General features: G+C 58.7%; 12 protein-coding genes. 3 read left to right on the top strand and 9 right to left on the bottom strand.

Annotated features, from left to right (window positions below; all coding sequences use genetic code 11):
• Positions 1 to 128: 128 nt before the first annotated feature.
• The 9 genes from QEV83_RS01020 to QEV83_RS00980 all read right to left on the bottom strand — a co-directional run bounded on the left by QEV83_RS01020 (position 129) and on the right by QEV83_RS00980 (position 12,528).
• Entirely contained in the window at positions 129 to 1,655 is a 1,527-nt protein-coding gene (locus tag QEV83_RS01020; protein WP_280129456.1) for a TolC family protein, read from the bottom strand.
• Positions 1,642 to 3,666, bottom strand: a complete 2,025-nt coding sequence (locus tag QEV83_RS01015; protein WP_280129455.1) for an FUSC family protein — start codon at positions 3,664 to 3,666, stop codon at positions 1,642 to 1,644. The genes QEV83_RS01020 and QEV83_RS01015 overlap by 14 nt, the downstream gene beginning before the upstream one ends.
• The gene (gene mdtN, locus QEV83_RS01010; protein WP_280129454.1) at positions 3,647 to 4,702 is read right to left on the bottom strand and encodes a multidrug transporter subunit MdtN; all 1,056 of its coding nucleotides are present in this window, start codon (positions 4,700 to 4,702) and stop codon (positions 3,647 to 3,649) included. Before mdtN ends, QEV83_RS01015 begins: the two co-directional genes overlap by 20 nt.
• The gene (locus QEV83_RS01005) at positions 4,702 to 5,052 is read right to left on the bottom strand and encodes a YtcA family lipoprotein (RefSeq protein ID WP_280129453.1); all 351 of its coding nucleotides are present in this window, start codon (positions 5,050 to 5,052) and stop codon (positions 4,702 to 4,704) included. The genes mdtN and QEV83_RS01005 overlap by 1 nt, the downstream gene beginning before the upstream one ends.
• A 538-nt stretch (positions 5,053 to 5,590) precedes the next feature.
• Complete coding sequence (locus tag QEV83_RS01000; protein WP_280129452.1) at positions 5,591 to 6,106, bottom strand: hypothetical protein; 516 nt, start codon at positions 6,104 to 6,106, stop codon at positions 5,591 to 5,593.
• 899 nt (positions 6,107 to 7,005) lie between these two features.
• Entirely contained in the window at positions 7,006 to 8,700 is a 1,695-nt protein-coding gene (locus QEV83_RS00995) for a thiamine pyrophosphate-binding protein (RefSeq protein WP_280129451.1), read from the bottom strand.
• 105 nt (positions 8,701 to 8,805) lie between these two features.
• The gene (locus tag QEV83_RS00990) at positions 8,806 to 9,021 is read right to left on the bottom strand and encodes a hypothetical protein (RefSeq protein ID WP_348273246.1); all 216 of its coding nucleotides are present in this window, start codon (positions 9,019 to 9,021) and stop codon (positions 8,806 to 8,808) included.
• A gap of 266 nt (positions 9,022 to 9,287) precedes the next feature.
• Complete coding sequence (locus QEV83_RS00985) at positions 9,288 to 10,751, bottom strand: CoA transferase (RefSeq protein WP_280129450.1); 1,464 nt, start codon at positions 10,749 to 10,751, stop codon at positions 9,288 to 9,290.
• 425 nt (positions 10,752 to 11,176) lie between these two features.
• A protein-coding gene (locus tag QEV83_RS00980) for an IS3 family transposase (protein WP_280128402.1) occupies positions 11,177 to 12,528 on the bottom strand; the annotation gives its coding sequence in 2 pieces (ribosomal slippage) (positions 11,177 to 12,192 and positions 12,192 to 12,528; 1,353 coding nt in all).
• A gap of 140 nt (positions 12,529 to 12,668) precedes the next feature.
• Here QEV83_RS00980 and QEV83_RS00975 point away from each other — a divergent pair.
• From QEV83_RS00975 to QEV83_RS00965, 3 genes are all read left to right on the top strand, one after another.
• Complete coding sequence (locus QEV83_RS00975; RefSeq protein WP_280129449.1) at positions 12,669 to 13,406, top strand: type IV toxin-antitoxin system AbiEi family antitoxin domain-containing protein; 738 nt, start codon at positions 12,669 to 12,671, stop codon at positions 13,404 to 13,406.
• Positions 13,407 to 13,565: 159 nt separating this feature from the next.
• Positions 13,566 to 14,917 (top strand): IS3 family transposase gene (locus QEV83_RS00970; RefSeq protein ID WP_280128402.1). Its coding sequence is split into 2 segments (ribosomal slippage): positions 13,566 to 13,902 and positions 13,902 to 14,917, totalling 1,353 coding nucleotides; the frame shifts between segments, so codons are not numbered across the junction.
• A 92-nt stretch (positions 14,918 to 15,009) separates the two neighbouring features.
• Positions 15,010 to 16,134 (top strand): calcium:proton antiporter, encoded by a 1,125-nt coding sequence (locus QEV83_RS00965; protein ID WP_280129448.1) that lies wholly within the window; start codon positions 15,010 to 15,012, stop codon positions 16,132 to 16,134.
• The last annotated feature ends 29 nt before the right edge of the window (positions 16,135 to 16,163 follow it).

Here is a 16,163-nt window from a genome sequence, read left to right as displayed (position 1 = left end):
TCGCGGATGTGTGACCCAAATACCGTCATTCCTACGGCGTGCACAATTTTTGGAACGACACAACGGCTGCGGCTGCATCAAACGGCGCCACGGCAATTCCGCTATCAGATCGGTATTACGAAGCAATCCTATTGAAGTGGCGCTCCGAGAGAGCCTGTGGACAAAGCAAGTGTGGCGGCAGCGGACAGCGCGGTGCTGTATGCCTCGGTTGACGCGTTCCTTGCTTGCAGAAGTTGGGTTTCGGCCATTGTAGCGTCGGTGATCGATCCTACACCGCTGCGATAGGCCGCTAGCGCGGCGTCAAAAGTCGTCTTGGCGGCTGAAACGACTGCGACGGCAGCATTATAGGCAGAGAGGCTGGTGCGCAGAGCATTATTGGCCAACACGATCTGACGAACAGCTTCATCGCGTGTTCGGGTCAGCACCAAGCCGGCATTTTCCGATTTGGTTTGGGCTTGCTCCAATAGGGCAGCGCGGGTTCCCCCATCGAAAAGCGGGACTGTAACGCCACCGAGCACCGTCCCGCCGAAGCCTTTTGGCGAAAGATTTAGAATCGGCGATAGGTTCCCAATCGAAGGAACTCCCGAGACGCTCAGGGTTCCATTGTTGTGGGAGCCTGTGCCGGCGAGGAAGACTTTGGGGAGAAACTCAGCCTCTGCGGCTCGAACCCCGGCGAGGCTTGCCTTTTGAGCCGCATATGCGGCCAGAATATCCGGGCGCCGAGCAAGTGCGGTAAAAATGACCTTATCGACGGAACCGGCCATCTCAGGCGACAATCTCCGATCGGAAACACCAGCGACCTTGATTTGCGTCAGCGGCGAAATTCCCATGGCGGAGATCAAGCTCAAGTAAGCGTTCTGCGCCGCCCCCGTGGCCTGGATCGTAACCAACCGAGCTTGGGCCGTGGCTTGACGAGCCTGCGCCACCTCGATCGCTGTTCCAATCCCTCTTTTCATTCGGTCCTCGGCCGCGGCCTGGACCGACTCTGCGTTCTTCAGCGACTGGACGGCGTTGCCAACGCGCGCCCTAGCCGCCGCATTTGCGTAGAAGGCCAAACTGACATCGTAAATCAGCTGCTGATGGGCGGCGGTAAAACCGATATTCGAGATAACGGAGGCTTGATTCGCCGCTTCGACGATTGCCGCACGCTCCCCGAAGTCAAAGAGCAGCCATTCGAACGACACCAAGGAAATCGTGCCGCGCAATTCGTTGGTCGCGGTGGTTCCGAGCGGTCCTGAAATCTGGCTTATCTGGAAACCACCGATGGCGGCCGCAGTAAGTCTGGGCAGAAAGGTGCTTTTTGCAATGCCCGCCGCCAGCGCCACGTTCCGCGCATTGTTCCAAGCGGTGCGCGTCAACGGATTATTGGATTGAGCAATGTCGATTAGTTCCGCCAGAGAATATCTCCGATTACTATCGAGCTCAAAGGGAGACGGCACCTCGGCAAGCTCGGAATTGACTGGGAGGACATGGGTTGCACCGGCCGCTTGCTCGGGCGGGGCCTTTGCGTCGGGAATGATTTCGCCGGCAGCATTCGTGACGGGCACCCAAGGCCGATCCGGTTGATCCGGCGCCATTTCGATCGAGGAGGTCGCGCAGCCTGCAAGCAACGCAGACACAATCGCGAGCACGATGGGCCAGCTAGGCTGACACATAATTTACCTTCCGATCCGCTTCACTTTCTCGGCCAAATGCTTCCTCTAGGCTGTCCAGCCTTCTGACGATGGCATCGTGGAAGGGCAGTTGGGCCGATTCAAGGTCTTCCTTCAGGGCCTCATCCGAGGCGGTGACGCCGGCGCTGAGGGAAGACGGAGCCTCCTCCGCTGCCTCGAGGCTGTCAGCGAGACTGCGGAGGCAACTGGCGATCTGGGCCGAGAAGCGGAAATCCTTGTCCACACACAATAAGAGCGGGCCAAACAGCGCGCCAATGTCTTCGGCGACCTGACGCCGGACTCCTATCCAACTGTCGTCGGGACGTAGTGACAATGGTTCATACAAGGCAAGATTCAAGTCTCGCTCGATGCCGGAAAGCATCTCCTGCGCCTCGGGCGCTTGGGAACGGCGTACCGGCTTGCTGACCTCCGTCAAAAGGCCGCTCAAGCACCGCAGGAGAGCGGCGATCGCGGGATCGATACGCTTTCCGACGCTGACCGGCCAGACGTTGGTGAACAGAACAAAGACAACAATATTGCCGAGCAAAATGCCAATCACGCGGTCCCTGGCCGTTGTCATGTCGAATGAAGGTCCCGAGCCCTGGATGACGCAAAGAAAGAAGGCGAAGGCAATCTGGAACCCGGCATAGGCAATGCGTGGGCTTCCGGCCGCGACCCACGCCGACACGAGTGCGCCGAAAAACACAACGATCATCAGAGCCCCGATGGAAGTGACGGAGGGGATCAGATAGACGATCGCGGCGATGCCTGACGCCGCCCCGACGAGGCAGCCCAGGATGCGAAGGGTGAGCTTTTCGACGGTTTCAGCCGTCGTGCCGAGTGAAACGATGTAGCAGGTAATAAAGATGGTATGAATGCCCGGCCAATCCAATAACAAATAAAGAATGTAGCAGAACATGGCTGCCGCGGTGGTCTTGAGCGCGTATCGGACATGCTCTGGATTGGTGAACGCGTCAGGCAAGAAGAACCCGCCGGATTTCTTCGCGGCTCCATGAGGCTGTGAGTCGGGAGCAACTTCGGCAAAGGCGGTGAGCGTTTCTCTGATGCTGGCGAGAACCTCGGCGGCGCGCGGCGGAAGTGCTGGTTCGCCCTCACCCTTCTCCCCGAATTCAATGTCTACTGGATAGCCGCCATCGTCCAGAATACGCGCCATGGCATCGAGCGTGAGTGTCAGCCGCTCGCGCAGCGGCACCGGAAGCGCCGCGCCGGCGTCGCGATCCATCACGTCAATTAGGACAAGAATTACGAAGCTCGACGTGGCGGCTTGGCGAAGCGCTTCAATGTGTTCGCGAGCGGCGCTTTTCCCGAGGAGGGCAAGCTTCAGCCACTTTAGCAATTCTCCATTTCCCTCGCGCAAACATTCGGTGAAGTCGCGCCTCATGTCTTCGTCTTCTGGGACACGCAGCATGGCGGCAGCGATGCGCAAGCGACGGGCAAGCATCTTTTCGGCGAGGAAGCGCGGGGGAGGCGCAAGCAAGAGGTTGACGACAATCGACACCCCTGCCGGAATCGCGACGAAAAGCCATACGTAAAGGAGCGCTCGCGTTGCAATTTCGCCGCCATGCACGGTTCCCAGCTCGTCGAGCGCAAAGGCGACGATCAGGGCCACAGTTCCGCCAATTGGACGAAGCTTGCTCGCCGACGCTAGGAAGAGAAGGCCCAGTGAGATCGCCGCCATGCTGGCGACGCGCCAGACGGGCTGATCGATGACGATTATTGCAACAAGAATGACACTCGAGACGATTAGGGAAAACAGGGCCAACATCGCGAGGCTCAGGATCAAGCTGGTTCCACGATCCGGTTTGTTGAGGAAGAAGACCAAATATACCGTAAGAGCCGGCTCCGGCGTTTGATAGATTTCCACCACGAGCGTTGTTATGGCGCAGATCAGCGCCAATCTTATGGCGAACTCGAGCCGCCCCGGAAATGGCATGACAAGGCGCAGCAATTCGGCAAGGCGCCCCTCGCGAGACTCACGAACACTTATCGCCATGCTTAACCTCGACGACCGCGCTTGCACCGAGCCTCATAAGCAGTTGCGGCGGATTTTCCAGCCGGACACGGACTGGGAAACGCTGCGCAACCCGCACCCAATTCAACGATCGCTGCACGTAAGGCACCGAACGCGGGAGATTGATGCGCTCATCGTCCAGGACGCCCCATCCGATACCTTCGACGACGCCTTTGATCGGCTGGTTACGATCAATCATCGAAAAGACGGTCGCGCAATCCCCGACCGCGATGGCGTGGAGATCGGTTTCCCGAAAGTTGGCGACGGCGAACCACTCTTCCGTGCTGATCAATGTGAACAATGCCTGAGATGGAACAACCATCTCGCCAGATAAAACAGTCAAACCGACCACACGTCCATCGTGCCACGCCCGTACGGTCGTGTCCTCAAGCGCACGCCGGGCGATCGCGAGCGCCGCTTGACGTGCCTGTACGGCGGCCACCGCCGCTTCCTCGGTGCCAATGGCGTGAAGCGTAGCGGCTTCCTGCTCCCGCGCCTGCTTAAGAGACGTCGCGGCATCACGTTGTGCCGTTTGCGCTTGATCGTATTGCTGGGTCGGCACATAGGCCTTGCCCGCCAGCGGCCGAAGCCGCTCAGCGGTGCGGGTTGCAAGCTCAAGATTTGTCTGCGCGCGCTTGATCTGCTCGGCTGCGATCGCCGCGTTGGATTTTTCCGTCGCGATGGCGCGCCGCCGTGTGTCGAGCGCGCCTATGGCGACTCCCAAATCGGCTTCGGCTTGCTCAACGGCCACGCGATAGGGCACCGGGTCAATACGAAAGAGAAGGTCGCCCTTTGAGACCTTGGCATTCTCGATAACGGGTAATTCAATAATTCTGCCGCCGACCGCCGCAGCGACGTGAACGACATCCGCGTCGATCGTGGCGTCGTCCGTAGATGGACGGATCGAAATTCTGTTCTCGACGTAGAGTCCCATGGCTATGCCAATCGCGATGATCGCGAGCGAGATGATCTTTCCGCGAGACGAACGACGGGGAGTGCCGGCCGACTTCATGCTCATTACCCGAACCAGATGAGCCAGGCCAGAGCCGCGATGGCAAGACCGACCGAGGAACACACAAAGAGCTGGAACGGGAGAACGCTATTGAGCCCCACGGCGACGAAGATGCCGCGGGCGGCGATCGCGCCAAAGATTCCAATAAGGGCGCATAACATCCATGCCGGAAAAAATGCACCAAACAGCACAAAGGACGGCGCACCATGACTTGCACATCCACCAAGAATGCCCGGCGCGATAAACACCGGCAATACGGCTCGATATGCCTTTGACGTCCCCTTAACTGCGAACGCATAGGGGTCTTTATATGGCTGACCGCGCTCTTTCGAGCAGCTATTAGTTTGCAGTGACATTGTCGTCACCCAGCGCCAGATGGGTTTCGACCCGGCAGGTGGCGCCGAGGTCTTCTCGGATGACGAAACCCCGCGGTCGGACCGCGCAAAGTGACAGGACAACGACCGCAGCAACAATCATATTCCTTGCGATCCCTGGAGTTCCAGCGGCCGAGCTGGCGTAATGTGTGCCGCCGTCCTCCAGATCACGCAAGTACTGAGACCGCGAAAGTGAGAAGCACCACGCAACGTCAGGCTGAGCGCACCGTTCCCGCCGAAGGATCTCATGCTTTCGAACTCCAGTCGAAATGTTTAGCGGAAGCCGATATGAGCACTAGAATTTATGCCATAATGAGGCATCTTCGCAAATGCAAAGCAAAAAAGCTTCCAGATTACGCTTGTGTGCGCCCGCGTCAGTTTCTGATATTGCAGCGCGGTATGTGCGGCAGTGGTCCCATCGAAACAGCTTCCTGCCTTCACCGTATTCCGACTATGGCATGCGAAAAGACGTCCCGCTCAGCCCGCGCAAGTGTCCGACAGATGAGCGGGGAGAGCCTTATCATTTGCGCAAAGCAATCGACACGCCTGCCACGTCGGTGCCGGCTTGTGGCCTAATAGTGACGGACTGCTTATCGCCTTGGGTCCGCACGTCGAGATGGGCCGTGAAGCCGGCGCCAGCTACATTGGCCATTATCTCCGCACCGCTGGCGCGGCCAGAAATATTTCCTGACACTCCCCGGGTCGCCTCAGCCCATGAGCCGGACAGTGAACCGCTTTCGGAAGTGACGTTGCTGCTGATTTCAAACTTGTAGCTGTCGCTCGCGCAGCGCAAAGTTTGCTGAACCGCCTTGCCGGATGCATTAACCGTATAATTTGCCTTGCAGCGAATCCGTTCAGTGGCGCCATTCGTCATGGTAACGGTGCCGGCACCAGACCAGTACCCGGACAACCCGAGGAACGGGCCTCTTGAACCTGGATCCGCATGCCCCTGTATCGGAATGATTAGAATTGCGGCCCCAAACAGGACTTCCTTGAACGAGGCCGCATGCGGCTCCAATAGAAAAGTGAAGGCCATAGGATTTGCTTTCTCTAATGTTGAACGGGCATGCTATTTGGACTATCGCTTAGGATGATCTTGCGCGGATGGCTGCTCTTTCCCAATCCCCTCAATGGGGGACTGATCCGCACAATTCGGGGGAGCGAATTGCCGGCTCAAGCGGGTATGACCCTTCGACGAATCCCGCCAGGAAAATGTCAACCGCAACTGCGAGCCGATGCCGTTCTGTCGTCCGGCGCCGTCTGATCGCGGCTGCGGCTTTCGCACGCGCCATCAACCGATGTCCGCCCCATAACCTGATGTCGACGCGGAAATTGACGAGCATGTGCGATCGGACCATCACCTTAAGCGCTAGAGCTTCAGGCACAGGAACGGCGCCCCATCGGCCGTGGATGCCTACGGCCTGAGCGATCTACATGATCAGTCGCCTCATCTAGCCATGCGAGCAACTTTGCGGGTCCCTCGTCCCGGTTGGCCGCCGGCCACGACGCCAGCGCGCATGTCCAGAATTTTGTCGCAACACGCAGAAGCTCGTGTCTATGCCAAGGATGTTCCCGCGAGCAGGGGACGATGACGTCAGATATGCGTTGCCTCCGGTCGCCACCCACCGAGCGATTCCGGCTGCTAGGAGCAGCCCTTTGCGCTCGAGACCCATTTCGTCGTGGCGATCCCGCGCATCTGCGCCTCGCCGCAGCACAGTAACGAGCTGGTCAGCGAGAGGCTTTTCGCCTCGTTTCCAGCCGAATTATGAAATGGCTTCGGCTGGTCGGGAAGTGAGTTCGCATGCGACCGATAGGGCTCAGACAGGCTCTTTGTAAGCACCTTGATAGCGTGAAGATCGGTAACGGCTTTTTTTAGAGAAGCGGATTAGACCCGTTCTGCCCGGTCCCGTTTATCGCCAACGCATGAAGCGATCCTCATCGACTGGTGACGGCGAGAAGAGCTTCCTTGATCTTTGCCAGAGCGAAGTGCTCGACCATACCCAAGTCGAGATGCGGCAGGTTCGGCAGCTCGTTTGCCACGACAACGGCATCAACGATTGCCGGGCCATCGATAGCGAAGGCCTCGGCGAGCGCCGCTTTCAATTCGCCCGGATGCCGGGCTGTAAAACCATGACCGCCGCAGGCACGCGCCAGAACTGCAAAGTCGGGGTTCGGAAATTCGATGCCTTCCCGGAATGGCGGCAGGCCCACGCTCTCCGCCTCCAGGGTGATCAGCCCGAAGGCGGAATTGTTGTAGATTACCACCTTGATTGGCAGCTTATGATGCACTGCGGTCAGAAATTCGCCCATCAGCATATTGAATCCGCCATCGCCGCAGAGCGCGATCACCTGGCGCGAGCGATCCAGCGCTTGTATCCCGTTGGCCTGAGCAAGCGCTGTCCCCACGGCCCCGTTGTTGAAGGAACCGATAATCCGCTGCGCTCCACTTTGCCGGATCCAGTTGCCGGACCAGAGTGTGTTGAGACCGGTGTCGAAAACGAATATCGCATCGGGCTTGGCGAGATCGCTGACTGCCCGGGCGACCGCCTGCGGATGGATGTGATCCTTGCTTCGCGCGAGGTCGGCCTGCTTGTCCAGCATCTCATCCCATTTCTGACGCTCCTCAGTCACCTTGTCCCAGAAGTGCGTGTTGGTCTTGGACGCGATCCCGTCGAGCAACAACTTAAGGGTCGGACGAGCCGAGCCGGTGACGCCGAGTGCCGTCGGAGCGCGCCGTCCAAGCACTTGCGGCCGCTCGTCGATTTGGACGACGGTCCCTTTGCTTGGCAGGAAATTCGAGTAGGGATAGTCCGTCCCCACCATCAGCAAGAGATCGCAGCCCATGATTGCATTGTACACGGCCTTGGTGCCGATCATGCCGATGCCTCCCATCCATCGGGGGTCATCGTATGGCATGATGTCCTTGCCCTTGACCGAATGGATCAGCGGCGCCTTGAGCCGGTCCGAGAGGGTGCGCAAGAGATCTGCTGCTCCGTGGCAGCCGCCCCCGCACATGATCACCACGCTGTCCGCCTGGTCGATCCGGCGGGTGATTTCGGCGATATCTTCGGCACTCGCGGCAAACTCCGGCCGTGGCTTCAGGGTTGCCACACTGGAGAGCTCTCCTTCCGCCTTGGCTGCGATAACGTCTTGCGGAAGCGTCAAATGGGCGACGCCCCGGCCTGCGTAGGCAGTTGCGATTGCCTGGTGAAAGACGCCTGGCGCCTGCTCTGGGGAAGTGATTGTTTCCGTATAGAGGGAGACGTCGCGGAAAAGAAGATCTGGCTGTGTCGTCTGGAAGAAATCAATCCCCTGCATCTTGCGGGGCATGTCACCGGAGAGAGCCAGAACGGGCGCATGATCGCGGCTGGCTTCATAGAGGCCGGCGACCAGATGCGTGCTGCCGGGGCCGGTGGTGCCGGCACACACCGCGAGCTGGCCGGTGAGCTTGGCTTGGCCGGCGGCGGCCAGAGCCGCTCCTTCCTCATGACGGACACCAACCCATTCGATATTGCTTCGACGGAGCGCGTCGGCTATAGGATTCAATGAGTCGCCGATCAGGCCGAATATTTGTTTAACCCCGGTCTGCTCGAGCACGCTGACCAAAACGTCCGCAACTGTTTGTGACATTTGCCTCTCCCGATCGTCGTCATCGCTTTACGCTTCCAGCCCAACAAATGGGGCGTACCTGCTTCAGTGTGCGCTCATGCATAGAGCATTCTCGTTAGGCGACCATCACAATGAAGACCCGGACCGATGTCGGGCCTTCAACTTCCGCCGACTTCGAACTTCCGCCGACCCCGTGCTGACCATCGTCCGGGGGTCGACGACTTCATCGAACCGCTCCTCGTCGGGGAGCGCGGCCTCCTTCAGGGTCAGCCCTTCGTCATTCGCCTTGTGCGCGATGGCGGAAGCCTTGTCATAGCAGATCATCGGGCTGAGCGCGGGCACTCGACCTCTTGACCAAACCGCTACAAGAGCTCAAGCGTGGCGATGCGGATCTCCGGCAAAATGCGTCGATGTAGCAGTGGATAAAAAGCCCGATCCTCATGCGACATTCCTTGCCCGCGACGGATTATCCGCGCCAACATGGGTTGATGTCCGACCGTGACACGCTGGAGTCCTTCCCGACTGGCTGAAGACTTTGACGCGCTCCACCAAATGGCAATCCGCAGTCGCGGGGTGGCTTCAGCGAACTCCCTTCCGGTACAGTGCTCTTAACCCGCCAGCCATTCGGGTTTGCTCGAGCCTCGCGGCACAAGCACGGTTCTGAAGGAGCCGGGCGTCCGCGACATTACGATCTGGTCGGTCATTCCCTGATAGCTTCCAAGCGGTGTTTCCGCGGTAAACAGATCCGGAGCGATGTACGTGTGCTCGTCGGTCGAGCCCGCGGTCACTTTTGCGTAAGCCTTGTCAAAGATGCCTAACGAGAGCAACCAAAGCACAGTTCTTGTCAGCGAAACCACAACGCCATAGCTGCCTCCCTCGATCGCGCGCCTTCGCAGTGCTGCTAGGATCCCCGTCGTGCCTAACCAGGCGACCACGTTATCGCAAATCGGCACAATCGGCGGCTGCTTCGGCCGAGTTGAGGAACCTTCAATCGTAAAGAGGCCAGACACCGTAGCGCCGATTTCATCGAACCCAGGCCGGTTCGACCAAGGTCCCTTCTCACCGTGGAGAACGACGGTTGCGTGAATCAATCCGGGCTTTTGTTTGCAAAGTGCATCGGCATCGAGGTCGTGCTTTTTCAAAAATCCTGGGCGCTTATTGGCAAAGAATACGTCAGCGTCCTGGAGAAGCTGATTGAACCGTGCGCGATCCTCCTTCGAGTCGTCGAGTACGGTTGAACGCATTCCCACCTGGACGTCCCACGCGAAGGCTTCAATCTCGGAATCGCGGGGTCTCCAGATGTTGAGCACGTCCGCGCCGTATAGTGCCATGTCTCTTCCTAACGCGCCTCCCGCGATGACATGACCCATACCGAATGCGCGAATGCCAGCGAGAGGAAGATTGTTGCTCGCCTTGAGCGGAACGGGGTCGCTCTCCCCAATTTTCTCCACCGTGACCAGCGGCATTTTGGAGAGGACCTGTGTATATTGGGGTTCGCGACGAAATTCCTCGTTCGTACGTATCATCGCTAGAACCAGCCCTTCGGCCGCCGCAGCCTGCTCTAGTTCCATAGCGTCCCAATTGAGTATGGCCTTGTTAATGGATTCGGTACTTGGGCTGCAGCGGAGAAAATCGAGGGTACGCACGAGCAGTTGAGGATAAATGTCCAGCGCCACCACGTATCGTCCGTCGCGTGTCTCGCGAAAGAACGCATCCCCCATCTTTAGGAATGGGCTAACCGCATAGCCACCTGGCGAGGGCGGTCGGCCATTGACGGTTTCCCATTTGCCATCAAAAAATCCGCAGAAACGCCGCAGCGCCTTGCGTACGTCCACTGAGATATTCTGACCTTCGCCGGTGGCTTGTCTCCAAAGAGCGGCCACCGCTACGCTCCTTGCAGCCAGGCCGATCGCAGCCATTGTCCCAAACCGCAGCGGGCTTCGGAGAATTGGATCGCTTCCGTAGAAACTGAGTTCTCCGCCACAATCGTCGCTCGTCATGCCGACATCCGCGAGGACTTCATTCACGCCTTTCTTCAGATCGAAGTCTGGCGACGTTGCCGGATGACTCAACCTCTCTACTAAGGTTTCAGTTAACCGATTGCTCTCGCTGCTCGTTTCAACCGATCGGTCAGTTATTGTCGCGGTGCTCATTGGTGGTTCTCCCTCTTTCTTAAGTTTTGCAGGATCGATCTAGTTCTCTTTCTATCGTTGAGTTGCTTAGGCTGCGGCTATTGATTGGACGCTCTCTATGTCGAGGCCGGTTTCTGCTCGCAACTTGAGAAGCCCGATTAGCACTCGCCAAATTGTTTATGCCGCCTGGTGTGCTTGCCAGCCGATCGCGAGGCCAAGTTCGTGTACTGCCTTGACGGCGACCCTATCGACTTCGTGAACACGCGCTAGCAATCGGGAATAGTCCAAGACTGTCCGTCGTCAGATAATTTGAGACAGATGGCGGCGTGATTTAATGGAGGACGCGGCTCATCTGATGTTTGATTTTATGCGGCGTTCAATTGGTGTTGCAAGCGACGATTTTGGATGGTGGCTCGTTTGATCCTTTCTCGTTGCAGCAGAATGGTTTGTCCTCGGCCGAAGTAGACGTCAGCCGGCGTGAGATTGTCCAGGCTCTCGTGATAGCGGCGATGATTGTAGTGATCGACGAAGGTGTCGATCCTGGCTTCCAGGTCGCCGGGCAGATAATAGTTCTCAAGCAAGACGCGATTCTTGAGCGTCTGATGCCAGCGCTCGATTTTGCCCTGTGTTTGCGGGTGGCAGGGCGCGCCGCGCACGTGATCCATGTTGCGTTTGTCCAGCCATTCGGCCAGATTGGCCGAGATGTAGGAAGGGCCATTGTCCGAGAGCAATCGCGGACGATGGACGACCTTGGCGTGATCAAGCCCCGCGGCTTGCAACGCCAGGTCGAGTGTTTCCGTGACGTCCCCGACCTTCATCGTCGTACAGAGCTTCCAGGCGATGATGTAGCGCGAGAAGTCGTCCAATATCGTGCTGAGGTAGAACCAACCCCAACCAATCACCTTGAGATAAGTGAAGTCGGTCTGCCAGAGCTGGTTGGGCGCCGTCGTCTTGTCCTTGAACTCATCGGCGGCCTTCATGACGATGTAGGCGGGACTGGCGATTAGGTCGTGCTCCTTCAGCAGGCGATAAACCGAAGCTTCCGAAACAAAATAGCTTTTTGTGTCGGTGAAGCGTGTCGCCAGTTCCCGTGGCGACAGCTCCGGCTCGTCCAGGGCCAGTTGCACGATCTGGCCCCGCACATTGTCAGGAATTCGGTTCCAGACGCGGTCGGGCCTGGGAGATCGGTCTTCCAGGGCCTCTGGCCCGCCAGTCTGGCAAAGGTCGCACCATCGATAAAAGGTGGCGCGAGAGACGCCGAGTTTCTCCAGCGTCCGGCGCGCCGGCAGATGGGATTGCTCGACCAGCCGGATGATCTCCAGTTTCTCGGAAGCCGGATATCTCATTCCTCGCTTTCCCCATCCGCGATCATGCTTTTTTTGAGCAGGCGCAATTCCAGCGCCTGCTCGGCGACGACCTCCTTCAGTGCCTGAGCTTCCCGGCGCAGGTCCTTGACCTCGCCGCTGGTCGCCGCACGCGCCGTGTCGCCCGCCAAGCGCCGCTTGCCAGCCTCCAGGAACTCCTTCGACCAGGTGTAATACAGGCTCTCGGCGATGCCCTCGCGCCGGCAGAGTTCCGCGATGCTATGCTCGCCGCGCAGGCCGTCCAGCACGATGCGGATCTTCTCCTCCGCCGAATATTGCTTGCGCGTTGCTCGGCGAATGTCCTTCACGATCCGCTCGGAGGACGACTTGGCAGTTCCGGATTTCTGGCTCATCTCCACTCCTCGATGGTTACGATGAGCCAGAAATCCTCCGTTATTCAACCCGCTAAATCTGTCTCACAGGTGCTGACGCCGGACAAGCGGCACCGAATCCAAACTTGGCCAATCTTTCGAATTGTTGCTATAGTCGTAGTATGCCTACGACTCACAGGAATAAGCTAAATCGGCTTTACACCCGCCTGGCGCCGGGCACGCCGCTGACCTCCCAGGACCTCGCGGCCCTCGGGATATCGGCCGATCTCGCCGTCCACTATGTCCGCGCCGGCTGGCTGCAACGGCTGGCGCGCGGCGTCTATTGCCGGCCGAACGATCCGCCCGCCTTGCACCCGAGCCTCGCTCTGCTGCAGCGGAGCTTCGACGGATTGCATGTTGGCGGCAAGTCCGCGCTCGACTGGCATGGCATACGCCAGTACCTGTCGCAACGGGCTGTCCTAGACCTTTACAGCTGGAAGGCCGGGCGCCTTCCGGAGTGGTTCACCCAGCGCTTCCCGGCCGAGTACCATCGCAAGCGGCTCTTCAAGGAGGAGCCGGACGCGCTGCTTCACGTCCGGCCCTTCGAGAACCGCAAGGGCGGTCCGCTCGTCTCGGCGCCGGAACGCGCGCTGCTGGAGGTTTTGAGCGAGGTCGGCGTCCGGCAGCCGCTGCAGGAAGCGCGCGAGCTGGTCGAGAGCACCTATAGTCTGCGCGCCGACGTGCTGCGCGACCTGCTCAAGCGCTGCACTAACATCAAGACCGTGCGCCTGTGCCTGCAGCTCGGCCGCGAACTCTCCCAGCCCTGGGCCGGCAAGCTCAATCCGTCTCAGTTGCCTAAAGGCAGCGACCGGCCGTGGGTGTCCCGTTCCAGTGATGGGCTCTTGGTGCTGAAGCCATGAACCAGGTCTATCTCGACAGCGCACGGCTGCTGACGCGCGTCGCACCGCTCGTGCTTCTCGACGACATGTTCGCGTGTCCGGCGTCAGCACCTGTGAGACAGATTTAGCGGGTTGAATAACGGAGGATTTCTGGCTCATCGTAACCATCGAGGAGTGGAGATGAGCCAGAAATCCGGAACTGCCAAGTCGTCCTCCGAGCGGATCGTGAAGGACATTCGCCGAGCAACGCGCAAGCAATATTCGGCGGAGGAGAAGATCCGCATCGTGCTGGACGGCCTGCGCGGCGAGCATAGCATCGCGGAACTCTGCCGGCGCGAGGGCATCGCCGAGAGCCTGTATTACACCTGGTCGAAGGAGTTCCTGGAGGCTGGCAAGCGGCGCTTGGCGGGCGACACGGCGCGTGCGGCGACCAGCGGCGAGGTCAAGGACCTGCGCCGGGAAGCTCAGGCACTGAAGGAGGTCGTCGCCGAGCAGGCGCTGGAATTGCGCCTGCTCAAAAAAAGCATGATCGCGGATGGGGAAAGCGAGGAATGAGATATCCGGCTTCCGAGAAACTGGAGATCATCCGGCTGGTCGAGCAATCCCATCTGCCGGCGCGCCGGACGCTGGAGAAACTCGGCGTCTCTCGCGCCACCTTTTATCGATGGTGCGACCTTTGCCAGACTGGCGGGCCAGAGGCCCTGGAAGACCGATCTCCCAGGCCCGACCGCGTCTGGAACCGAATTCCTGACAATGTGCGGGGCCAGATCGTGCAACTGGCCCTGGACGAGCCGGAGCTGTCGCCACGGGAACTGGCGACACGCTTCACCGACACAAAAAGCTATTTTGTTTCGGAAGCTTCGGTTTATCGCCTGCTGAAGGAGCACGACCTAATCGCCAGTCCCGCCTACATCGTCATGAAGGCCGCCGATGAGTTCAAGGACAAGACGACGGCGCCCAACCAGCTCTGGCAGACCGACTTCACTTATCTCAAGGTGATTGGTTGGGGTTGGTTCTACCTCAGCACGATATTGGACGACTTCTCGCGCTACATCATCGCCTGGAAGCTCTGTACGACGATGAAGGTCGGGGACGTCACGGAAACACTCGACCTGGCGTTGCAAGCCGCGGGGCTTGATCACGCCAAGGTCGTCCATCGTCCGCGATTGCTCTCGGACAATGGCCCTTCCTACATCTCGGCCAATCTGGCCGAATGGCTGGACAAACGCAACATGGATCACGTGCGCGGCGCGCCCTGCCACCCGCAAACACAGGGCAAAATCGAGCGCTGGCATCAGACGCTCAAGAATCGCGTCTTGCTTGAGAACTATTATCTGCCCGGCGACCTGGAAGCCAGGATCGACACCTTCGTCGATCACTACAATCATCGCCGCTATCACGAGAGCCTGGACAATCTCACGCCGGCTGACGTCTACTTCGGCCGAGGACAAACCATTCTGCTGCAACGAGAAAGGATCAAACGAGCCACCATCCAAAATCGTCGCTTGCAACACCAATTGAACGCCGCATAAAATCAAACATCAGATGAGCCGCGTCCTCCATTAAATCACGCCGCCATCTGTCTCAAATTATCTGACGACGGACAGCGTAGACCCTCTTGTTAATGGCTGCGAAGACCACAGGTAATTCCGCCGGCTTGCGTTCGGAATGGTTTCTCTCGGTCACCCTTCTAACCTGCGGCGTCTACTCCGTTGCGGGGAAGACATTTGATTCCGCCCTCGCCAACCCGCTTGTCCTGAAGGCGACGCTCCTCTGGCTCTTTAGCGTGATCCTCGGTTCAGCCCTGTCGGTCGTACGCCACGCAGAGCATCTTGCTGTGCGCCTTGGCGAACCCTTTGGCACGCTGATCCTGACTTTGTCAGTCACATTTATCGAGGTTATGAGTATTACCGCCATCATGTTACATGGTGAGAACAACCCGACCCTTGTCCGCGACACACTCCTTTCCGTGATCATGATCGTTCTCAACGGGATGGTCGGCCTCTCGCTTCTGCTCGGTGGATGGAAGCACCAGGAGCAAACCTACAATCTTCAAGGCGCCAACACCTATCTCGGAGTCATCATTCCGCTGGCGGTGCTGAGCGTGATCCTGCCGGACTACACCCAGACCACAGCTGGTCCCACGCTATCCTTTGCGCAGGAGAGCACGCTCGCGATTATATCTGTTGGTCTCTATTTCGCATTTCTGGCGGTGCAGACGGGACGGCATCGCGGCTATTTCATGTTGGGAGGCGAGGCGCTAGGAGGCGAGCACGGAGGAGCGAAGGCTGGGGCACGATCAATAGGTTACCATGTCGTCATGCTTGCAGCCTATATTGTGCCTATTGTTTACCTGGCCGAGTGGTTGGCACATCCGGTCGATTTTATCACCGAGACTCTTCATGGTCCGGACGCTCTCAGCGGTATCGTGATCGCGCTGCTTGTGTCTGCGCCAGAAGCCATCGGGGCTGTACGCGCGGCTTTGGCAAACAAGCTTCAGCGTTCGGTAAACATTTTGCTCGGATCGGTGCTTTCCTCGATCGGTCTGACTGTCCCCATCATGCTCATCATCAGTCACTGGACCGATCATCCAATTGTTCTTGGTGTTGAACATGCCGACATGGTTTTGTTGGTGCTGACTCTCGGCTTGAGCATCGTCACCTTTTCCAGTGGGCGGACGAACATCTTGCAGGGAGCCGTGCACTTGCTCTTATTCGTGACGTTCCTCCTTTTGATGGTGCAAGGCTAGAGATGGCCTCGAACGTTTGGAACTGTACG

The organism is Methylocapsa sp. D3K7 (assembly GCF_029855125.1).
Lineage (GTDB): Bacteria > Pseudomonadota > Alphaproteobacteria > Rhizobiales > Beijerinckiaceae > Methylocapsa.
This window is presented reverse-complemented; position numbering and strand designations above follow the sequence as displayed.